20 protein-coding genes are annotated in these 21,268 nt (G+C 57.1%); 2 read left to right on the plus strand and 18 right to left on the minus strand.

Features of this window, described 5'->3' with window-relative positions; translation table 11 throughout:
- Positions 1–107 precede the first annotated feature (107 nt).
- The 13 genes from I9182_RS06465 to hutI all read right to left on the minus strand — a co-directional run bounded on the left by I9182_RS06465 (position 108) and on the right by hutI (position 14,427).
- Positions 108–863, minus strand: coding sequence for a methyltransferase domain-containing protein (locus tag I9182_RS06465; RefSeq protein WP_209597356.1), 756 nt, complete (start codon positions 861–863; stop codon positions 108–110).
- Positions 860–1,480, minus strand: a complete 621-nt coding sequence (locus I9182_RS06470; RefSeq protein WP_209597358.1) for a pimeloyl-ACP methyl esterase BioG family protein — start codon at positions 1,478–1,480, stop codon at positions 860–862. Before I9182_RS06470 ends, I9182_RS06465 begins: the two co-directional genes overlap by 4 nt.
- Positions 1,477–2,763 (minus strand): adenosylmethionine--8-amino-7-oxononanoate transaminase, encoded by a 1,287-nt coding sequence (bioA, locus tag I9182_RS06475; RefSeq protein ID WP_209597360.1) that lies wholly within the window; start codon positions 2,761–2,763, stop codon positions 1,477–1,479. The genes I9182_RS06470 and bioA overlap by 4 nt, the downstream gene beginning before the upstream one ends.
- A complete protein-coding gene (gene bioD / locus I9182_RS06480) occupies positions 2,760–3,380 on the minus strand; it encodes a dethiobiotin synthase (RefSeq protein WP_209597362.1) in 621 nt (206 codons plus the stop codon). The genes bioA and bioD overlap by 4 nt, the downstream gene beginning before the upstream one ends.
- Complete coding sequence (locus tag I9182_RS06485; protein ID WP_209597363.1) at positions 3,377–4,510, minus strand: 8-amino-7-oxononanoate synthase; 1,134 nt, start codon at positions 4,508–4,510, stop codon at positions 3,377–3,379. Before I9182_RS06485 ends, bioD begins: the two co-directional genes overlap by 4 nt.
- Positions 4,507–5,487, minus strand: coding sequence for a biotin synthase BioB (bioB, locus tag I9182_RS06490; RefSeq protein ID WP_209507670.1), 981 nt, complete (start codon positions 5,485–5,487; stop codon positions 4,507–4,509). The genes I9182_RS06485 and bioB overlap by 4 nt, the downstream gene beginning before the upstream one ends.
- Positions 5,488–5,601: 114 nt before the next feature.
- Positions 5,602–6,450, minus strand: a complete 849-nt coding sequence (gene nadC, locus I9182_RS06495; RefSeq protein WP_209507672.1) for a carboxylating nicotinate-nucleotide diphosphorylase — start codon at positions 6,448–6,450, stop codon at positions 5,602–5,604.
- Entirely contained in the window at positions 6,447–8,015 is a 1,569-nt protein-coding gene (locus tag I9182_RS06500; protein WP_209507674.1) for an L-aspartate oxidase, read from the minus strand. The genes nadC and I9182_RS06500 overlap by 4 nt, the downstream gene beginning before the upstream one ends.
- Before the next feature lie 6 nt (positions 8,016–8,021).
- The gene (gene nadA, locus I9182_RS06505) at positions 8,022–9,071 is read right to left on the minus strand and encodes a quinolinate synthase NadA (RefSeq protein ID WP_209597366.1); all 1,050 of its coding nucleotides are present in this window, start codon (positions 9,069–9,071) and stop codon (positions 8,022–8,024) included.
- Between the two features lie 142 nt (positions 9,072–9,213).
- A complete protein-coding gene (hutU, locus tag I9182_RS06510) occupies positions 9,214–10,896 on the minus strand; it encodes a urocanate hydratase (RefSeq protein ID WP_209597368.1) in 1,683 nt (560 codons plus the stop codon).
- Positions 10,893–11,687 carry an N-formylglutamate deformylase gene (hutG, locus tag I9182_RS06515; protein WP_209597371.1) on the minus strand — a complete coding sequence of 265 codons (795 nt, stop codon included), beginning with the start codon at positions 11,685–11,687 and terminating at the stop codon, positions 10,893–10,895. The genes hutU and hutG overlap by 4 nt, the downstream gene beginning before the upstream one ends.
- Positions 11,684–13,222, minus strand: coding sequence for a histidine ammonia-lyase (gene hutH, locus I9182_RS06520; RefSeq protein ID WP_209597373.1), 1,539 nt, complete (start codon positions 13,220–13,222; stop codon positions 11,684–11,686). The genes hutG and hutH overlap by 4 nt, the downstream gene beginning before the upstream one ends.
- Complete coding sequence (gene hutI / locus I9182_RS06525; RefSeq protein WP_209597375.1) at positions 13,219–14,427, minus strand: imidazolonepropionase; 1,209 nt, start codon at positions 14,425–14,427, stop codon at positions 13,219–13,221. The genes hutH and hutI overlap by 4 nt, the downstream gene beginning before the upstream one ends.
- Before the next feature lie 82 nt (positions 14,428–14,509).
- Between hutI and I9182_RS06530 the strand changes: the two genes are divergently transcribed.
- Positions 14,510–15,874 (plus strand): formimidoylglutamate deiminase, encoded by a 1,365-nt coding sequence (locus I9182_RS06530; protein ID WP_209597377.1) that lies wholly within the window; start codon positions 14,510–14,512, stop codon positions 15,872–15,874.
- Here the strand turns inward: I9182_RS06530 and I9182_RS06535 are convergent.
- Complete coding sequence (locus I9182_RS06535) at positions 15,871–16,416, minus strand: HutD family protein (RefSeq protein WP_209597379.1); 546 nt, start codon at positions 16,414–16,416, stop codon at positions 15,871–15,873. The two genes, I9182_RS06530 and I9182_RS06535, sit on opposite strands and share 4 nt — an antisense overlap.
- Before the next feature lie 67 nt (positions 16,417–16,483).
- Here I9182_RS06535 and I9182_RS06540 point away from each other — a divergent pair, with 67 nt between their 5' ends.
- Positions 16,484–17,185 carry a GntR family transcriptional regulator gene (locus I9182_RS06540; RefSeq protein WP_209597382.1) on the plus strand — a complete coding sequence of 234 codons (702 nt, stop codon included), beginning with the start codon at positions 16,484–16,486 and terminating at the stop codon, positions 17,183–17,185.
- Between the two features lie 73 nt (positions 17,186–17,258).
- Here I9182_RS06540 and I9182_RS06545 read toward each other — a convergent pair whose 3' ends face one another.
- From I9182_RS06545 to I9182_RS06560, 4 genes are read right to left on the minus strand one after another with little or no spacing between them, the layout of a single operon-like run.
- Positions 17,259–17,585: a cytochrome C oxidase subunit IV family protein gene (locus tag I9182_RS06545; RefSeq protein ID WP_245222514.1), complete on the minus strand. Its 327-nt coding sequence runs from the start codon at positions 17,583–17,585 to the stop codon at positions 17,259–17,261.
- Positions 17,578–18,210 (minus strand): cytochrome c oxidase subunit 3, encoded by a 633-nt coding sequence (locus I9182_RS06550; RefSeq protein ID WP_209597383.1) that lies wholly within the window; start codon positions 18,208–18,210, stop codon positions 17,578–17,580. Before I9182_RS06550 ends, I9182_RS06545 begins: the two co-directional genes overlap by 8 nt.
- Complete coding sequence (locus I9182_RS06555; protein ID WP_209508292.1) at positions 18,207–20,297, minus strand: cbb3-type cytochrome c oxidase subunit I; 2,091 nt, start codon at positions 20,295–20,297, stop codon at positions 18,207–18,209. Before I9182_RS06555 ends, I9182_RS06550 begins: the two co-directional genes overlap by 4 nt.
- Entirely contained in the window at positions 20,294–21,253 is a 960-nt protein-coding gene (locus tag I9182_RS06560; RefSeq protein WP_348540384.1) for a cytochrome ubiquinol oxidase subunit II, read from the minus strand. Before I9182_RS06560 ends, I9182_RS06555 begins: the two co-directional genes overlap by 4 nt.
- Between the last annotated feature and the right edge of the window lie 15 nt (positions 21,254–21,268).

Below are 21,268 nucleotides of genomic sequence, written 5' to 3' on the forward strand. Positions count from 1 at the left end.
CAAAAAGGAACTGGTGACAATCGCATCAAGGCCGAGGGCCGTGGCTGCGGAGTTTGCGACCGCCTGGCAGGCTCACAAATTACGTTGGGCCACGGCAGAATAAGCACCTATCGCTTCCGGGCAATGATCCACACGGGATGATATGTCAGTGAGACCCCGCAGTCCGTGCCGAATTCCTTAGCGTATTCGTTTTCGAACCGAGCCAGCGTGGACTTGGTCCATGTCCCTTGCGCCCTGCCGTTTACACCTGTTCTTCGCAAATACCTAAGAACCTCGCGGGGCGTATCGAAATAGGTTTGTCTCAGGCTTTCACCAGCGGCCAATACCTGAATCGGCCCGTCGACAGCAGCGGCAAGAGCAGCTGGCGTAGTAAGGCCCGGTGCACGCGCTGATGATCCGATCGCGCTAAGCTCTTGATATTGCTGAGGGCCAAAACCCGAAACCGCCAACCACCCGCCGGGCTCAAGCGCGTCCATCGCTTTGTGAAGCAACTGAAGCGGGCTTTCCATCCATTGGATCATCGAAGCCGAGGCGATCAGATCAATCCGGGAAGGCCAGTGAACTTCACGCGCATCACCGGCAATGAACGTCGCCTGTTCCGCATCCGCTGTTGCCTGAGCCTGCGGCGCGATGTCGTTCAATATGAGGTTTGGCAGGTGAAAGTTTTGTCGCATCAGACGGGTCAGATGCCCTGTGCCACATCCCAGCTCGAAGACAGTTTCAAAACGACCCGGGGCTCCGGCACGACGCAGTTCGGAGACCAGCTTGCCTGCGACCCAGGCTTGCTGATTTGCCGTGTCGTGGTAGGTTTGAAAGCTTCGGCTAAAGCTCCGCTGCACCCTGTCTGCCAGTTGCGCTGTCATGATACCCAACTCGCCCAACTTTGCCCCTGTAGGAATGGTACGTGCGGCCCCGCCACATGCTCGACTCGGGCCAAGGTTGAGGCCCATGCCGTTTCTTGGGCCGCTGTCGGAATGATCCGGTCGTTTGTGGGTATCCACACTCTGTCAAAACCTGGATCAGGGGCAGACCCGCGTTGGATCACGGCAAATAGTTCCCGCCGCGCCGCTGCGATGTCCAGTTCCGGGGGCTCGCCTGGCAAACCCGCGCGGCGGCAGAACTTGGCAAAGCTGCGCTCGGAAAGCTGAGCCGCCGTTGCCTTGATCATGTCAGGCGCAATACCACGCTCCGGGCACGCCGGATGCAAAGTGCCGCTGATGGCGATCAATTGGTCGGGACGAAAGCCCGAGCACTCCAGCCAATGCGCAGCCGACGCGACACCAAAGGAAAAGGCCAGCATATCAATGTGATCGAAACGGGCGAGATCAGGCAGGGGATCATCGAGGCTGGTGTAGCCTTCCACCAACAGGATATTCCCGCCCCCCGTAAGACCCCGGAACGGAGCATCGCCCAATGCCCATCCACCGAACACAAGGGTCAGAGTACAGTCGTCTGATTGGGCCAGCCAACGGCTTTTCATTTCTGCCCCCCAGCCAGAGCAAGCATTGCAGACGTTACCCTGCTCAGTTCGTCCGGCGAAATAACATAGGGAGGCATGCAATAAATATTGCGAGCAAACGGGCGCAGCCAAACACCGGTTTCTGCGGCCAATCCATGTGCGATGGAGGGGTCGACCCGCTCTTCCATCTCGATAACGCCAATTGCGCCAAGAACGCGCACATCTGCAACACCGGGCAGATTGCGCGCGGGCGCGAGTTCGGTTTTCATCTGCTGCGAGATTGATGCAACTTCCTGCTTCCAGTTTCGCTGTTGCAACTGGTCAAGGCTCGCCACACCTGCCGAGCAAGCCAAAGGGTTGGCCATGTAGGTGGGACCGTGCATCAAAACACCGGCCTCGCTTTCGCCAATCCCGTGAGCGACGGCCTCGGTCGCAATAGTGGCGGCCAAAGTGATATGCCCACCGGTCAGCGCCTTGCCAAGACACAGGATATCCGGAACCACCCCGGCGTGATCCATTGCAAACATCTCGCCGCTGCGTCCGAAACCGGTCGCGATTTCATCGAAGATCAGCAAAACGTCATGCGCATCACACAAGGCACGCGCACCACGTAACCAGGCAGGGTGGTAGAAATACATCCCACCAGCGCCCTGCACCACCGGTTCAAGGATCAGTGCGGCGATCCTGTTGCCTTTGTCGTTCAGCAACGCTTCCAGCGACTCTAATCCGTTCGCGGAGGGATTGTCAGGCCATTCACGGCCGAACTGGATGTGAGGGCGTGGCAGAAAGTGCTGGATCGACAACGCACCGCGAAACAGGCCATGCATCCCGTTGACGGGATCACAAACGCTCATGGCCTTCCACGTGTCGCCGTGATAGCCACCCCGGATCGTGGCAAATTCAGACCGTTCGCCCCGACCATTGGCAATCTGGTATTGGACTGCCATCTTCAACGCGACTTCAATCGCGACCGAGCCGCTGTCGCTGTAGAATATGCGATCCAGGCCATCTGGCAGGAGGTCGACCAACCTGCGGCCAAGTTCCACGGCGGGTTCATGGGTCAGGCCACCAAACATCACATGCGGCAGTGTATTCAGCTGCTTTTGCATCGCATCGATGATGGCCGGGTGCCTGTGCCCATGCACCGTACACCACCAGGACGACATTGCGTCGATCATTCTGACGCCATCAGCACGCGTCAGCCAGACACCTTCTGCCCCGGTAATCAGGTGCATCGGGCCGGGTTCAAGCACATGAGTATAAGGGTGCCACAGATGGCGCGCATCAAATTCCAACGGGGTCACAGGAATCTCCGAATGGTCGCCACATCAATTGCCGAAAAAGCACTGTTCAGGCGCTGCGGTGTCAGGTCGCTCAGAAATGGCAGGCGTCCCAGATGATGCACTTTGCACATCTCTACGATGGTTTGCTCCACGTCCGGCACGGGGTCACCCACGAATGCGACACCGACAACCTCGCAACCAGCAGCCCTAAGCACCATTAGGGACAATGTGGTGTGGTTGATCGTTCCCAAGGCGGTGCGCGCTACAAGAACAACCGGAGCCTGCCATCCGGCAATCAGGTCCAGAAAGAACGACTGGCGGTTCAGCGGCACCATAAGGCCCCCTGCCCCTTCGACAACCAGAGGCCCGTCCACTTTCGGAATGTCAAGACGCGAGAGGTCAATCTCAATACCCATGTCTTCGGCAGACAGATGCGGTGAGGCGGGCATGTTCAGCCGGTAGGCTTCGGGCAGGACCTCGGCACCGCTCAGCGCGCTGACGGTTTCAGTGTCCGTAGCAACCTCAAGACCAGACTGAACAGGTTTCCAGTACCGGGCCTGCAAAGCTGCCGCCAGACCGGCCGAAAACACGGTTTTTCCGACACCGGTGTCGGTTCCGGTAACGATCAGCGCGCTCATGCGGCCTCCGACTGGCAGATTGCGATGGTTGAAAACAGGGTCGAGATATCCTGAAGGGTGACATTTCCGGTAATCGAGACGCGCAAACGGGATGTGCCTTTTGGGACAGTGGGCGGGCGGATGCCCCGAACGTCAAAACCCTGCTGCTGCAAAGTGGCCGCCATCGCCATTGTGCGCTCGTCGTCTCCCAGTACAACCGGGATGATCTGGCTGTTCAACGCGGCTGCGGGCAACCCCAGTTCCCGTGCGGTGTCATGGGCATGGCGCATACGTTCATGCGCACCTTCAACCAGACTGACATCCTTGGCCAGCTCCCGTAGCGCAGCACGAACCAGAGAAGCGTTCAATGGCGACGGAGCGGTCGCAAAGATGAAGGGACGAGCGCGGTTGATCAGGGTATCTATCATCACGCGCGGACCGCAGATCAGCCCGCCTGAGACACCAAGCCCTTTACCACAGGTATGCAATGTCAGCAGATCAGCGTTCAGGTCATGCGCAAGACCCCGGCCTCGCTCTCCGAAAACGCCGGTGGCGTGGGCTTCATCAACAACCAAAACCGCATCAGCTTCGCGCGCAAGTACGGACAGGTCTTCCAGCGGCGCCAGATCACCTTCCATGGAATACACGCTTTCTACGGCAATCCAGACCTGGCCCGAACCGCCTGTAGATTGCCAGTCGCGCAATACGTTACGTGCATCCGCAACATCATTGTGGCGGAAGGCACGCAGGTCTGCACGGCTGGACCGCATACCTTCATGGGCGCTCGCGTGAACCAGTGCGTCATAAAGGACCAAATCCTCAGCCGCAGGCAACGTGGAGAAGATCGCCTGATTGGCCTGAAACCCGCCTCCCATGAACAGCGCGGCCTCAGCTCCAAAGAATGCGGCCGCTTCCCGCTCCAGCGCTTCATGTTCAGGGTGGTTGCCCCGCAACAGACGCGAACCTCCCGAACCTACAGGCACACCCCGCGACAACGCATCATGCGCCGCACGTTGTAACACTTGAGATCCGGCAAGACCCAGATAGTCATTCGACGCGAAATCCAGCCCTTGCGTTGGGATCAAGGCCCGGCGGCGGTGCCGGGCTTGAAGCGCATCAAGCATCGATTCCAGTCGGTTGACTGCTTTCATTCGGCAGCTTCCGTGCAGTTTCGCGTTTCGGCTTTTTCGGCCTGAAGACCAAGTTTCGCAAACAGGACCGCGTCGGTGTCTTCTTCGGGGTTTTCTGCTGTCAGAAGCGTTTCGCCAACAAAGATCGAGTTGGCACCGGCGAAAAAGCACATCGCCTGCATCTCGTCACTCATGTCGCTGCGCCCGGCCGAAAGCCGCACATAGGACTTGGGCATCAAAATGCGGGCCGTTGCTATGATCCGCACAAAGTCGATCGGGTCAATCGGCTCGGCGTCGGCAAGTGGGGTATCGGCCTGCGGCATCAACATATTGATCGGCACCGAGTCCGGTGGAGGCGTCATGTTGGCCAATGTCAGCAACATGTCGATACGGTCGCCAGTATGTTCACCCATCCCCAGAATGCCGCCTGAGCAAACCTTGATCCCTGCTTCCTGCACCCGGTTCATCGTATCGATCCGATCCGCAAAGGTACGGGTGGTGATGACTTCGGAGTAATAGCGTTCCGATGTGTCGATGTTGTGATTGTAATAGTCCAAACCGGCATCGCGCAGCTGCACCACCTGGGTGTCGTCGAGCATACCCAACGTCATGCAGGTTTCCATGCCCAGTTCCTTGACGCCCTCGACCATCGCGACCAGCGCATCCATGTCACGCGCCTTTGGCTCGCGCCACGCCGCGCCCATGCAAAACCGGGTCGCGCCGCCATCGCGGGCTTTCTTGGCCTCGGTCAGAACGCGCTGAACCTCGATCAGCTTCGATGCTGGTAAGGTTGATCCATTGCGGGCTGATTGCGAGCAATAGGCACAATCTTCGGCGCAGCCACCTGTCTTGATCGACAATAGCTTCGAAGTCTGGATCTGGTTTGGATCAAAGTTTTCCCGATGCACGGTCTGCGCACGGAACAAAAGGTCCATCAGCGGAAGATCATGAATAGCTTGCGCAGTTTTACGGGTCCAGCCGGAGTGTGGGATGATCATTTTATCTATAAAACTTTCTGCAGCTTGCGTTGCTGTGGATTTATTATCGATAAAACCAGAATGCGCAACTGTGTTGGCGCAAACGATCATAAATCAAGCGGAAATGCCGCGCCTTCAGAAATCGAGCCCCAGATCGACGGTGCGGGCAGAATGCGTCAAGGCACCGGACGAGATGTAATCAACCCCTGTCCCCGCAATCGATGCGACCCGTTCCAATGTCACATTGCCGCTGGCTTCGGTCTTCAACCGCCCGCCCACCATGGCAACCGCTTCGCGCAGCATGTCATTGTCCATGTTGTCCAACAAAACAACCGAAGCGCCGCCCACGTCCAGCACTTCGGTAAGCTGGTCCAGTCGATCAACTTCAATTTCGACCGCCATCATGTGACTGGCCTGTGCCTTGGCGGCTTCAAGAACCTGACGGATGCCACCGGCCGCAGCAATGTGGTTGTCCTTGATCAGAATTGCATCTGATAAGGAATAGCGGTGGTTGAAACCGCCACCGTGCAGCACGGCTTGTTTTTCCACGATGCGCAGACCTGGTGTGGTTTTGCGCGTGCAGGTCATGCGGGCCGTGGTGCCCTTGGTCTGCTCCACAAATGCGGCAGTCTTTGTGGCAATACCCGTCAGGCGTCCGGCAAAGTTCAGAGCGACACGTTCGCCCGACAGGATCGATGCGGCAGAGCCTTTGATGGTCATCAGCGTATCACCGCGTGCGCAACGCGAACCATCCTTGATCCTCACGTCAACCTCAAGCGACGGATCCACAAGCCGGAACGCGATTGCAGCAACTTGCATCCCCGACACGACAGCGTTCTCGCGCGCGTTAAGGCTGGCTGTGTAGGTTGTTTCCTGTGGGATCACGGCGCGGGTTGTCACATCACCGTAGCTTCCCAGATCCTCCATCAACGCAGCTCGGACCATGGGTTCCAGGATCAGATCTGGCAGGATCGCATTTGTCATGACAGTTCCTCGCAGGCTTTGGCCCGAATGCTCATTGCTTCGGACAAATACATCCGGGACCGCTCTCCGGGCCCATCATTGGCGTTTGGAAAGTCAGATCGCTTGTGTGCACCGCGGCTTTCTTCGCGTTTCAAGGCTGCGGCAGCGATCAGGGTCGCGGTTGCACACATGTTGCGAAATGACGGGCAGGTATCATGCTGCCCCTCCAACTGCGCAATAGTTTGCAGAGCACGGTTTAGGCCCGCCCGGTCCCGGACAACGCCAACGTCACGCGTCATAGTTTCGCGCAACTCCTGGATAGCCTTTGTCGTGTCAGGGGACACTACCTGAACAAACTGCAATGCAACTGGTTCGGCATTTGACACCACCAGAACGGATGCCCCGATGCTTTCGGCGCAGATGCGCGCAAAAACAAGCGCCTCAAGCAGCCCGTTCGAGGCCAGCCGGTTGGCACCGTGAAGGCCGGTCGAAGATGCCTCGCCGCAGACCCAAAGCCCGTCAAGTGTCGCGCGACCGTCAGTGTCGGTGGCAATACCACCCATGTGATAATGCGCTGCCGGTGCGACCGGAATCGGTTCGTTGGCCGGGTCGATACCGTTGCGCGCGCAGTATTCGGCAACTGCCGGGAACAGGTCCGTAATCTTCGAGCCTAATGCGGCGCGGGTGTCCAGCATTGGTTGGTTACCCGCCTGCACTTCGGCAAAAATTGCACGCGCAACGACGTCTCGCGGGGCAAGTTCTGCGTCCGGGTGAACGGATAACATGAACCGCTCACCCTTATTGTTGATCAGGGTTGCCCCTTCGCCGCGCAACGCCTCGGTTGCCAGCGGAGCCGGATCTTCACCAACATCCATTGCCGTCGGATGAAACTGAACGAATTCGGCGTCAGCAATAAGTGCACCAGCACGCGCGGCCATCCCGATGACTTGCCCGCGAATGCGTGCCGGATTGGTCGTCAAGGCATACAGCCCGCCAGAGCCACCCCCGGCAAGCAATACGGCAGGCCCGCATAGCGTTACGGGCTCGGACTCTGTTTCAGATGCGTCCTGAACCGTGACGCCAGTCACCCGACCGTTTGATACGTCCAGCGCCGTGGCAAGGACACCTTCCAACACCTGAACCGAAGGCGTTTCATGCACCCGTTCGATCAGGGCAGCCATGATTTCACTACCTGCCTGATCCCCTTTCACCCGAACGACACGGGCGAAGCTATGCGCCGCTTCGCGTGACAACACATAACTGCCATCCTTGGTGCGATCGAATGGCGTGCCCAAGGTTGTCAGGTCGAGGATATATTGCCGCGCCTCGCGTGTGACCAGATCAGCGACAGCCGGAACGACTATGCCCGCGCCAGCCTTGACGGTGTCCAGGCTGTGGCTTTCAGGGCTGTCAGACAAATCCATTGCTGCGGCCACACCGCCTTGTGCCCAAGAGGAACTAGCACCTTCACCCAAAACATCCGGTGAAATCACAACCACTGCCCGCGGCGCGAGCTTTAGTGCTGCATAAAGCGCACCAATGCCAGCCCCCACAATAATAACGCGATCCGTGGTGACTTTGGTCATTTCAGATCAAATGCCGAGCTTGCGGGACAGATCGATCATCGCCTGTACGGATTTGCGCGCCTTTTCAGCCACATCTTTGGCTACCTCGACCTGCCCTTCCATCGTGTGCAGGGCGTAGAGGATTTTTTCAAGCGTGATCTTCTTCATATACGGGCACATGTTGCATGGCCCGACAAATTCGACCTCGGGCAATTCATCGGCAATGTTGGATGCCATCGAACACTCGGTGATCAGCATCGCCTTATTCGGCTTTTCATCATGCACGTATTTGATGATGCCGCTGGTCGAGCCGGAATAGTCTGCCTCGGCCACCACATCCGGCGGGCATTCAGGATGCGCAATCAGCCGTGTTCCCGGGTTCCATTCGCGGAAGTCGCGCAGGTCCTGTGCCGTGTATTGTTCGTGCACGATGCAAGAGCCAGGCCAATACACCACGTTCTTGTGGCTTTGATTGGCAACATTCTGCGCCAGATACTGATCCGGTGTCATGATGACCGTATCACTTTCCATGGCGTTCACGATCTGAAGTGCGTTCGAAGAGGTGCAGCAGATATCCGAGGCTGCTTTAACCTCGGCAGTGGTGTTTACATAGGACACAACCGGCGCGCCGGGGTATTTGGCGCGCATTTCGTCGATTCCCTCAGCGGTGATCGATTCTGCCAATGAACAACCGGCTTCCATGTCGGGCATCAGAACAGTCTTCTGAGGGCTGAGGATTTTCGATGTCTCGGCCATGAAATGAACACCGGCCTGAACGATCACATCTTCTTCGACCTCACTAGCCTTGATCGCAAGCTGTAAACTGTCTCCAACGAAATCGGACACGCCATGAAAAATCTCGGGTGTCATGTAATTGTGCCCAAGGATCACGGCGTTACGCTCTTTCTTGAGCGTATTGATGGTCCGCACGTATGGCGCGTAGATTGCCCAATCTGGTGGGCTGACCACACGATCCATGCGGGCAAACGTGTCTTTCATCTCATTGGCCAGAGTGGCCGATGGAGCAAGGTCATAAACGTCCGAAATCACCGAGCGGACATGTGCAATATCGAGCAACGGGTAGCCACCTTTGTCAGTTGCCTTCAACCCCTCGGGGCTGTTGAACGGCTTAGCCCTAGCGGAAACAGTACCGGTTCGAAACCGGAAAATGTGACGTTAGCGCTAAGGCAAACCGACAAAACAAAGGTTCGCGTGGTAATCAGCCCAAAATGCCCGGCAATCGCAGACCATGTTCACGAGCGCAGGCTTTTGCATCCTCGTACCCGGCATCCGCATGACGCCAGACACCTGACGCGGGATCATTCCAGAGCACCCGTTCCAGCCGCTTGGCGGCGGCATCGGTTCCGTCTGCGCAGATGACGACGCCTGCATGCTGGCTGAAGCCCATACCAACCCCGCCGCCATGATGCAGCGAAACCCACGTTGCACCCGAGGCCGTATTGACAAGCGCATTTAGCAGCGGCCAGTCCGAAACAGCGTCCGAACCGTCCCTCATCGCCTCGGTCTCGCGGTTGGGGGAAGCGACAGAACCACTGTCGAGATGGTCTCGACCGATGACGACCGGAGCTTTCAATTCGCCGTTTCTAACCATCTCGTTGACCGCCAGCCCAGCCTTGTGGCGATCTCCTAGCCCAATCCAACAAATCCGCGCCGGCAAGCCCTGAAATGCAATACGCTCCTGCGCCATGTCCAACCAGTTGTGCAGATGGGTATTGTTGGGGAACAGTTCCTTCATCTTGGCGTCAGTCTTGTAGATATCGTCAGGGTCACCGGACAACGCACACCAGCGGAAGGGTCCGATACCCCGACAAAACAGCGGGCGAATATAGGCGGGCACGAAGCCGGGGAAGGCAAAAGCGTTCTCCAACCCTTCATCCTGCGCCACCTGTCGGATGTTGTTGCCATAATCCAACGTCGGCACGCCCGCGTTCCAGAAGTCCACCATTGCAGCGACGTGCTGCTTCATCGAAGCCCGTGCAGCCTTTTCGACCGCCTTCGGGTCACTTTCGCGCTTGTCTTTCCATTGCGCCATGGTCCAACCAAGCGGCAGGTAGCCATTTACCGGATCGTGGGCACTGGTCTGATCCGTAACAATATCGGGGCGCATCCCGCCAGCTTGCATCCGAGCGTAAATTTCCGGGAAGATTTCAGCGGCATTTCCCAACAGACCAACGGATTTCGCTTCGCCCGCCTTGGTCCAGCGATCAATCATTGCCAGGGCCTCGTCCAGCGTCTCGGCTTTTTCGTCCAGGTATTTTGTACGCAACCGAAAGTCGATGCTGTCCGGGTTGCATTCCACAGCCAGACAACAAGCCCCTGCAAAGACAGCGGCCAGAGGCTGCGCGCCGCCCATTCCACCCAGCCCCCCGGTCAGGATCCACTTACCTGACAGGTCACCGCCATAGTGCTGACGCCCGGCCTCGGCAAAGGTTTCATACGTGCCCTGCACGATGCCCTGTGTGCCAATATAGATCCACGAGCCGGCAGTCATCTGGCCGTACATCATCAGACCTTTCTTATCGAGCTCGTTGAAGTGGTCCCAATTGGCCCAGTTCGGCACAAGGTTCGAGTTTGCGATCAATACGCGGGGTGCATCGCTATGGGTGCGAACAATGGCAATCGGCTTTCCGGACTGCACCACTAGCGTTTCATCCTCTTCCAGATCCTTCAGGCTGGCAACGATGGTGTCAAAATCCTTCCACGTCCGCGCCGCGCGGCCAATCCCGCCATAGACCACCAGTTCATGCGGGTTTTCGGCCACGTCAGGATGCAGGTTATTCATCATCATCCGCAACGGCGCTTCGGTCATCCAGCTTTTAGCGTTCAGTTCAGGTCCGGTGGGCGGAAAGATGTCACGGGTGTTTTTGCGAGGATCGGTCATCGGGCAAGCTCCAATGCTGTGTCGTTGAGGACGTCTAGAATATCTTTCAACCAACGCCGGAGACGGTTGGCTTTGGCGGTGTCAAAAGTCCAAGGTGGTGTTTCTGTGGTCAGGTAGGTCGACTGCGCCAGCTCCATCTGGATCGCGTGTATACCGTTATCTGGGCGTCCGTAGTGGCGTGTCGTCCACCCGCCTTTGAAGCGCCCGTTCAAAACGGTGCTGTAAGGGGATGAAGCGGCGAACTCATGTGCAATTGTTTCGATTTCCGATGCGCAGGTCATCCCGTTATTTGTACCAATGTTCATGTCGGGCAAAACGCCGTCGAACAGAAAAGGAATGCGGCTGCGGATTGAGTGGCAATCATACAGCACAGCGATTCCGTGGATCGCCTTCACCCTCTCCAGTTCGGCTAACAAAGCGGCATGATATGGCGCATGAAATGAGTCACGTCGTTCAATGATATCTTTTTCAGTTGGGAAGATGTCCCAGATATCCTGCCCGTCGAAATCCGTAAGCGGCACCAGGGTCGTCGTGTTCTGACCAGGGTAAAGAGAAGTACCGCCTGGGTCACGATTGGCATCGATCACATAGCGATGAAAGGTGGCACGCACCGTGGTTGCACCGGGCAAAAGCCCGTCGTACAGCATGTGGATGTGCCAATCCGTATCTGCCAGCGCCCGACCCTGTGCATTCAGCTTGGCATCAATCGCCGCCGGCACAGAAGTGCCCGCGTGAGGCAGGCCCAAAACAATTGGACTATCGCCCTGAACTACCTCGACTGGATCAGTCATGCGCCAAGCTCCGGCATGGCGACACCGGTGCCTTCGGCAATCTCACCGCTTGCAATAAGGGCCGAGGCTGCTTCGATGTCATTTGCCATGTACCTGTCATCTTCCAACGCCGGCACAACCGAACGCAGGCGCGCCATGACGCCTTGAAGGCTATCACTGGTTGGCAGCGGCGCGCGATATTCAACCCCTTGCGTTGCGCACAGCAACTCGACCCCCAGGATACGTTCCAGATTGGTCACCATTTGTCCCAGCCGCCGCGCGCCATGGGCCGCCATTGACACGTGATCTTCCTGATTGGCCGAAGTCGGTGTTGAATCCGTGACACAGGGATTGGCCAGATGCTTGTTTTCGCTCATCAGCGCGGCTGTAGTGACTTCGGCAATCATCATGCCAGAGTTCAAACCGGGCTTGGGCGTCAAAAACGGAGGCAAATCAAAGCTGAGCACCGGATCGACGATTAGCGCAATGCGTCGCTGCGCAATCGCCCCGATCTCGGCCACTGCCAGAGCAATCATGTCGGCGGCAAACCCGACCGGTTCTGCATGAAAGTTTCCGCCTGATACGATCAACCCGGCCTCGGCCAGAACCAGAGGGTTATCGGTGGCGGCGTTAGCCTCGGTTTCCAGTGTCACTGAAGCCTGACGCAGCACATCCATCGCGGCACCAACAACCTGTGGTTGGCAGCGGATGCAGTACGGGTCCTGAACCCGCGTATCACCGTCCCGGTGGCTTTCGCGAATGACGGACCCAGCCAGTAGCGCGCGCATGGTTGCGCCCGCTTCGATCTGGCCCCGGTGACCACGCAAGGCGTGGATTTCGGGTTGCAAAGGTGCGGTAGACCCCATGATCGCATCAGTTGTCAGGGCTGAGGTGACCAAGGCGCTTTGCGCCGCCCGCCAAGCGCCGAAAAGCCCCGCCAGCGCAAATGCCGTCGAAAACTGAGTACCGTTGATCAGCGCCAGACCTTCCTTGGGACCAAGTTCGACCGGGGTCAAACCTGCCGCTGTCAGTGCGTCGCCGCCAGACATAACGGTACCGCCAAACTCAGCGTCTCCCTCGCCCATCATGACGGCTGCCATGTGCGAAAGCGGTGCCAAATCACCCGAAGCGCCAACAGACCCTTGTGCCGGGATCACCGGTGTCACGCCTGCGGCCAGCATCGCTTCCAGCAGGTCAATCAGTTCCAACCGCACACCCGACGCGCCACGTCCGAGGCTGAGCAGTTTAAGCACCATCATAAGCCGCGCAACTGCACGCGGGATCGCTGGTCCGACGCCACAGCAATGGGACAGGATCAGGTTGCGTTGCAGCGTCGCGGTATCCTCGGCCGCGATCTTGACGCTTGCCAGTTTTCCAAAACCCGTATTGACCCCGTAAACGGCGGCTTCGCCAGTCGCCGCCTCAATGATGCGAGCGTGCGCCGCAGCTATGGCAGGCCTGCAATCCGGGTTCAGTCGAACGGCGCATTCTTGGCGAAAAACCTGTTCCAGATGCGCCAGAGACACAGCGCCGGGAGTTAACGTCAGAGTGGTCAAAATGCGCCTCCGAATATGCGGGCGTGAAGGGGGTTAAAACCGATGCGGTAGGCAAGCTCGGCCGGGTGAGTAACATTCCAGACAGCCAGATCCGCCCGCAGGCCTTGGACGATCCTGCCGCAGTCTCTCAGGCCCAGGGCACGCGCGGCATTTACGGTGACACCTTTCAATGCTTCCTCGGGTGTCATTCGAAACAAGGTGCACCCCATGTTCATCGCAAGCAAAAGCGACGTCATCGGAGCCGAGCCCGGATTGCAGTCGGTCGCAAGGGCCATTGGCACGTCGTACTTGCGCAACAGATCAATTGGCGGTTGTTGCGTCTCGCGCAGGGTGTAGAAAGCCCCGGGCAGGATCACGGCCACCGTGCCAGCCGCTTCCATGGCTTTGACACTGCTTTCGTCCAGATACTCAATGTGGTCGGCAGAAAGCGCACCATAGCTTGCAGCAAGTTTCGTACCACCCAGGTTGGACAGTTGTTCAGCATGCAGTTTGACCGGCAGTCCTAGTTCCTTGGCAACGTCAAACAGTGGCACCAGTTGGCCGGGCAGGAAGGCAATCCCTTCGCAAAAGGCGTCCACTGCGTCTACCAATCCCTCGGCATGAGCCGCGCGGAGCGTCGGAATGCAGACTTCGTCGATATAAGCCTCGGGCCGGTCTTCATACTCGGCGGGCAATGCATGAGCGCCCAGAAAGCTGGTTACAATGCGCACCGGGCGGCTTTCCTGCAAGGCCCGCGCGGTTCGCAGCATGGTCAGCTCAGTTTCACGATCAAGCCCATAGCCCGATTTGACCTCGATCACCGAAACCCCTTCGGCGATCATCGCGTCCACGCGCGGCAGGGCCTGCGCAATCAAATCCTCTTTACTGGCCGCACGCGTGGCTTTCACGGTCGAAACAATACCTCCGCCCGCGCGGGCCACCTCTTCATAGCTGGCACCGTTAAGGCGCATCTCGAACTCAGCCGCGCGGTGGCCGCCATGCACTACATGGGTATGGCAATCGATCAGAGCCGGCGTCACCAGCCGCCCGTCCAGCGAGGTTTGAGAGAACGTCGCGTATTCTTCCGGCAACTGCGTCTTCGGACCGACCCATGCAATCTGGCCTCCACGCAAGGCAATCGCAGCATCTTCGATCAATCCGTATGCAATCGCACCAACCATGGTGGCAGCGTGCAGATCTGTGAACAGTTGATCGTGGGTTTGCATTCGAATCCCTCTTCGGTGCAATTCTCTCTTTTCTGGTACAGGTCTTTATGGCATATGTCTATTCATAAAACCGGAGGTAGGGATGACGGTCATTTTCGCAAAACGGGCCTATCTGGCAGCCGGCTGGGCAGAGAATCTACGACTCGAGATCAAAAATGGTCGTATTACCCGTCTGACACCCGACGCGGTCGCGCAACTCGGCGACACCTGCGTTGACACTCTACTGCCCGCTTTGGCCAACCTTCACAGCCATGCTTTTCAGCGTGCCATGGCGGGAATGACCGAATATCGGCAGGCTGGCCGTGACAGTTTCTGGACTTGGCGTGATCTGATGTATCGCTTCACAGCCCGCCTGAACCCCGTACACATTCAGGCCATCGCTGCGCAAGTCTATGTCGAGATGCAGGAGGCCGGGTACGCCTCGGTCGGGGAATTCCATTATCTGCACCACCAACCGAACGGGCAACCCTATGACAGGCTTTGCGAACTCAGCGACCGGATCATGGCCGCTGCTGCTGAGACCGGAATTGGCCTGTCCCATCTGCCCGTGCTCTACAGCTATGCAGGAGTTGGGGAAAAACCACTGGAGGCGGGGCAGCGACGCTTTGGCAATGATGTGGACCGTTTTTGCGAACTTGTCGCACAGGCGCGGGGTGCGCTCGGCAATCTTCCCGACGACTGTCGCGTCGGCATCGCGCCACATTCCCTGCGCGCCACCTGTCCGCGCGATCTGGCGCAGGTGGTGGCATCACAAAGTTCCGGTCCAATCCATATTCACATCGCTGAACAACCCAGAGAAGTTGAGGAAGTGCAGGCTGGCCTTGGCGCGCGTCCGGTCGAATGGCTGCTGGATAATGCCCCGGTTGAGTCCAACTGGTGCCTGATCCACGCAACCCATATGACCGACGAAGAGACTTGCGCAATGGCCCGCAGCAAAGCGGTTGCCGGTCTGTGCCCGGTGACAGAAGCCAACCTGGGCGACGGGCCTTTCAACGGCCCTGTCTATCTGAATGCAGGCGGCGCTTTTGGCGTGGGATCGGACTCCAACGTGTTGATTTCCATGACCGAAGAACTCCGCACACTCGAATACTCGCAACGACTGCGCGATCTGTCACGTAACGTGATGGTGGTTGGCGAAGGCTCTGCCGGACAAACCCTTTATCGCGGCGCAGCTATTGGCGGTGCGCAGGCGCTAGGCCGCAACGCGGGGCAAATTACCGAAGGAATGCTGGCCGATCTCGTCGCCATCGACAGTCAGGCCCCTGCCCTTTGCGCACTACAACCTCACCAACTGCTGGATGGTCTAGTCTTTGCCGCCAAAGATAATGTCGTAACTGATCTTTGGTCCGCAGGCAGACACCAGGTTCAAAACGGACATCACGTCCTGCGGGACAAGGTCACGCGTAACTACAAAGGGGCAATAAGTGAGCTTCTGGCTGAGCTTTAGCTAGGGATCTTATTGAAACACACGCGAAGGATCTTAGCTCCTGCAGCCGGACTGACCGTAACAGCGGCGTTCAGCGTCATTGCGTCTCCGGCAACCAGCGGCGTGTTGTCTGACATGTGGGCCATTCCCGAGGCGACAAAGACAAACTCGCCCGCTGTCGCTTCGAATTCCTGATCATTTGCAAAAACGTTCACCACAACAACGACCTTTGAATCGTAAATCACATTGAATGCACGACACGGCCCGCCCAACAGCCGCGCATTCAGCGCGAGCGCCCCGTCGAACGAAACCGGCAGGAATGGCCGCGCTGGTAAAACACCACTATCACTCAGCAAATCAAGCCCGGTCCCTTCGATGATCGTGTGTACGCGCGACATCCCCGGAAATCGGGAAAATGGCCCATCCCGATCGATCCGGGCCACACTGATACGCCAGACGACGTGCTTACCGACCCGCTTCGCGGCAAGTTCGGTTGTTACCCCGCCACCATTGGCCCATGGCGTAACCGCGAAATCCTGCAATCTGATAAGGTTCTGGGTCAAATTCTTTGCATCTCGCCGTTAACCTAGACATAATACTAATAAGTTTGGAAAATATAGTGAGTACAATGTGAACGAGCAGAAAAACGTCGGCTTTCAGGATGTCCGCGATGAAGTTCTGAATCGCATCCAGACCAGAATTTGGCCGCAAGGCAGCCTGCTACCCACCGAACTGGAACTGGCCGCCGAGTTCGGCTGCGCCCGCGCGACTGTCAATCGAGCTCTGCGTGAACTTGCTGATCAGGGTATTGTAACACGCAAACGCAAAGGCGGCACACGTGTGGTTACAACACCGGTCAAACAGGCCAGATTGCCGATTGCGGTAGTCCGTCAAACCATTGAAGATATGAATGCAGAATACCGGTATGCGTTGGTCAGCCGTACACTGATTGATTGCCCGGCATGGCTACAAGCCAAACTCGGGCTGCCCGAGGGTACGCAAATTCTGCATTTGCGCTGTATGCACCATGCAGACAATCGCCCCTTCCAGTACGAGGAACGATGGATCAATACAGCCGCGGTACCGCACGTCATGGATGAAGACTTTCTGTCCACCGGTCCAAACGAATGGTTGCTGGCCGAGGTTCCTTTTTCGAACGCGGAAATTGCATTCTCAGCTGTTCCGGCAACCGGTCCGCTTCAGGACTTTCTTTCTGTTCCGCCCGGAACACCTTTGTTCCAGTTGGAGCGGACAACGTGGTTTCGCAATACCCCAGTCACTTTCGTACGAATGACCTTTCATCAGGGTTATCAAATGCGGACAACGTACTGAGGCTTTTTCCGCTATTGGTGGTCCTGCCGAAAGCCAAATCTCGACCCGCTACTCCGCTTGTCTCAAATAGGCACTACATCAAGTGCATGTGCATTCGGGTGGCCAAATTGCCAAGAACCCAGACGGTGCCAAGGATCATTATCGTCAGAACCAGTGTCGAAAACAGCACTAGGTGCAGATCTTCACGGCTGCTGCGCCGGCGGTCGATATGCAGGAAGTAGACAAGCTGCAACACAAGCTGTGCCAATCCAATCAACCCGATGGTCAGGTAAACACCAACCGTTTCAATCCCATAAACCTGTGCCACGCCAAACATTGCCAAGGTCAGCAACAGCGAGCCACCATACCCAATCACATAGCGCCGACGCTCGCGACGATGCATTTCAGAGCGCCTATCCATAGGTCAGACCTCCGAAATACACGATTGTAATGATCCCAATCCAGATCAGATCGAGAAAATGCCAGAACAACGCCAGCCGCACCACGCGCGAGATAACCACGTCGGTCATGCCCTTGACGCGCAGCTGAATACCCAAAACGATCAGCCAAAGGCATCCTGTCGCAACGTGCAGACCATGCAGCGGGACCAACCCAAAAAAGGCTGACAGAAATCCGCTGCGCTGTGGATTGCCACCTTTTTCCGCCATGGCCATGAAGTCACGCACTTCCAGCACCAGAAAACTAAGGCCCAGAACAAGCGTGACGCCAAACCACAAGACAATGCGACCGCGCGGCAGATTGTACTTCAGCGCCAGCATCGCAAGACCAACTGTCAGGCTGCTGGTCAGCAGTATCAGGGTCTGCGCAAAGACACTTTTCAGATCAAACAGCTCGTGCGGGCCGGGGCCACCTGCCTGCGCATCGATCATCGTTATGTAAATCGCAAACATCAGGCCAAAATAGACCAGATCGCTCATCAAGAAGACCCAGAACCCAAAGGTGACAACCTCGGTCGCCTTGTGGGCGCTGGCGTGATGTTCCCCAAGATTGATACCGGGATAGCTGTGAGTGGGCGCGCGCTTCATGTCGCAACCTCCAGATCCGGGCGGGCAAGGCCGCGGTTTTCCGGAGAAGTTTCAAAGTCGCGATCAACTGCGGCTTCGCTGTGGACCAACGCCAGCCAGGCTTCGTAATCCCTTCGCACCTCTTCCGCGGGGATGGTGAGTTCTGTACTGTCATCGAATGTCCAGATGATCACCGCAAGGATCATCAAAACCGTCATTATCGCTGCAAGCCACCAGATCCACCAGACCAGCGCAAACATCCATATGCCACTGAGAACGCACAGGACGAAGCCAATTCCTGTGTTTCGGGGCAATTCAATATCTTCATAAGCGTCTGGTGTCGGATAGGCCGTTCCTTTTGCCTTCTGTGCCGTGAATTCATCCCGATCCGTAACCTTGGGGATTATCGCAAAGTTGTAAGCCGGAGGCGGTGAAGGGATAGACCATTCCAATGTACGACCATCCCAAGGATCCCCAACAGGAACGCGGGTTTGGGCACGGTCACGAATGCTGACCCATAGCTGGATCAGGACCGAGAACAATCCACAGGTAATAACAATCGCTCCGATGATGGCTACGATCATGAAAGGGTGGAAAGACGGATCGCTATAGCTGAAAGACCGGCGCGGCATGCCCAACAGCCCGACGAAATAGAGCGGCATGAATGTCAGCAAAAACCCCCCGGTCCAGCAAAAAACAGAAACCCGGCCCCAGAATTCGTTCAGTCGAAATCCAAATGCCTTGGGGAACCAGTAATTGTATGCCGCCAACAACCCGAACAACACGCCAGGCAATAACGCGTTGTGGAAGTGAGCCACCAAAAACAGCGTATTGTGAACCTGGTAGTCTACGGTTGGATTTGCCAGGATCACACCGCTCAGGCCGCCGATGGCAAACAGAATCAAAAATGAAAGCCCATAAAGCATAGGCACCGAGAACCGAATGCGCCCCCGCCACAACGTCGCCATCCAGTCATAGACTTTCACGCCGGTTGGGATGGCAATCAGCATGGTCGCGATACCAAACACCGCGTTGATCAGCGCGCTTTGACCCATGGTGAAAAAGTGGTGCAGCCAAACCGTGAACGACAGCACTGCAATCGACATGGTCGCAATGACAAGCGAGTTGTAGCCATAAAGCCGTTTGGCCGAGAAGGTCGCGAACACCTCGGAATAGATGCCGTAGGCAGGCAGCACCAACAGGTAAACCTCGGGGTGGCCGAACAGCCAGAACAGATTGGCATAGTTCATCATGTTGCCGCCGAGGTCGTTTGTGAAAAAGTGAAAATCAAGATAGCGATCAGCGGCAAGCATCAGCGCGGCGACACCCAAGGGCGGCATGGCAAAGACGATCAGGATCGAACTGCAAATGATTGTCCAGCAATACATGGGCAGCCGCATGAACGTCATGCCCGGAGCGCGCAACTTGTAGATCGTAACGGCAAAATTGATACCGGTCAGCGAGGTGCCAATGCCCGAAACTACGATGGCCCAGATCCAGTAATCCGGCCCAACGCCGGGATTGAACGCCGCGCCGGTATACGGTGGATATGCTGTCCAGCCGCCGGTCGAAAACTCTCCAACCACCAGCGACACCATCAGCATCATGCCTGCTGAAACCGTAAGACCCAGACTAATCTGGTTTAGTCGCGGGAACGCCACATCACGCGCGCCGATCATCAGCGGGACAATGTAATTCGCAACACCAAAGACAAAGGGAACGGCAACAAAGAAGACCATGATTGTGCCGTGGGTGCTGAAAAGTTCGGCAAAGTGTTCCGCTTCGAGGAAGCCGTCGCCGGGCCCGGAAGCCTGCTGCGCGCGCATGACAACGCCTTCAAGGACTCCGCGTGCCAGCATCACGATGGCAAAGACGATATACATGATACCGATCTTCTTGTGATCGACGCTAGTCAGCCAATCGCGCCACAGGGGTGTCCACAGACGAAACCAGCTCAGCAATCCTACGACAACCACAACGCCAAAAATCACAACAGCTGCGGCTGTATTGGCCACGATCTCATTTGTATTTGGGTTCTGGATCAACCCGGCAATCGGAAAAGCGTCCCAATTCAGACGCCCGAAGAAACCTGTCTTGGTAGGCGTCATTTTTGCGCCTCCTGCCCAAATGATGCAGTTCCAGGCTGTAGATCGATCGGCAAAGGCTGACCGCTGTGGTAACGGCTCAGGATATTCCGGAACAGGTCGTCTTCTATTGTGAAGTAGAGCGCATCATCCGGCATCCGAGATGTTCCCAAAGCGGCCTGAACCTCATCCCTGTCGGTCCGCATGGCCAAATTCCGATAAGTTGCCGCATCGAGTTGGATGCTGTTGTTACGCACTTCTTCGACCCAAGTGTCGAAATCCTCACCACTCATTGCGATGGTGCGGAACTTCTGCTTGGTAAAGCCCCGTCCGTTGTACTGAGTGTTTTCACCTTGCATCACTTCCGGCGCATCCGCGACAAGATGTAACTGGGTGGTCATGCCCGGCATCGCATAAATCTGTCCAGCCAGCGCGGGTATTAAAAACGACTGCATCACGGTATCGGTTGTCAGCGTCAATGCAACTTGCCGCTTTGTCGGAATTCCGAACTCTCCCACAGTGGCGATCCCGAGATCGGGGTACAGAAACAGCCATTTCCAATCCAGACCGACAACCTGAACCCGCAGCGCCGGGTCTTCACCAAATGGTGCCGAATACGGGTCAAGCCGATGCGTCGCCTTCCAAAGATAAAAAGACAGCAGGGCCACGATTATGACAGGTACGCCCCACATGACAAATTCCAGCTTGGCCGAGAAATCCCAATCCGGTGCGTAAGGCGCAATGCGGTTGCTTCGGCGGCGATACCGAAATGCTATTACCGGGACCAGCACCAATACCGGGATAACGGCCAGCAGGATCAATGCGGTCGCCCGAAGCAAATGCGTTTTCTGAACTGCCGCTATCGGGCCTTGCGGGTCCAAAAAGCTGTCGCTGGCCAAAGCTGGTTGCACCGAAGCGATCAACAGGAACACAGCGGCGAGCCTGAGCAAGGATGGATTGGACGAAACGACTTGTGCCACAGCTGACTGTCCTCT

Source organism: Ruegeria sp. HKCCSP351 (assembly GCF_017872535.1).
In the GTDB taxonomy this organism is placed as follows: domain Bacteria; phylum Pseudomonadota; class Alphaproteobacteria; order Rhodobacterales; family Rhodobacteraceae; genus Ruegeria.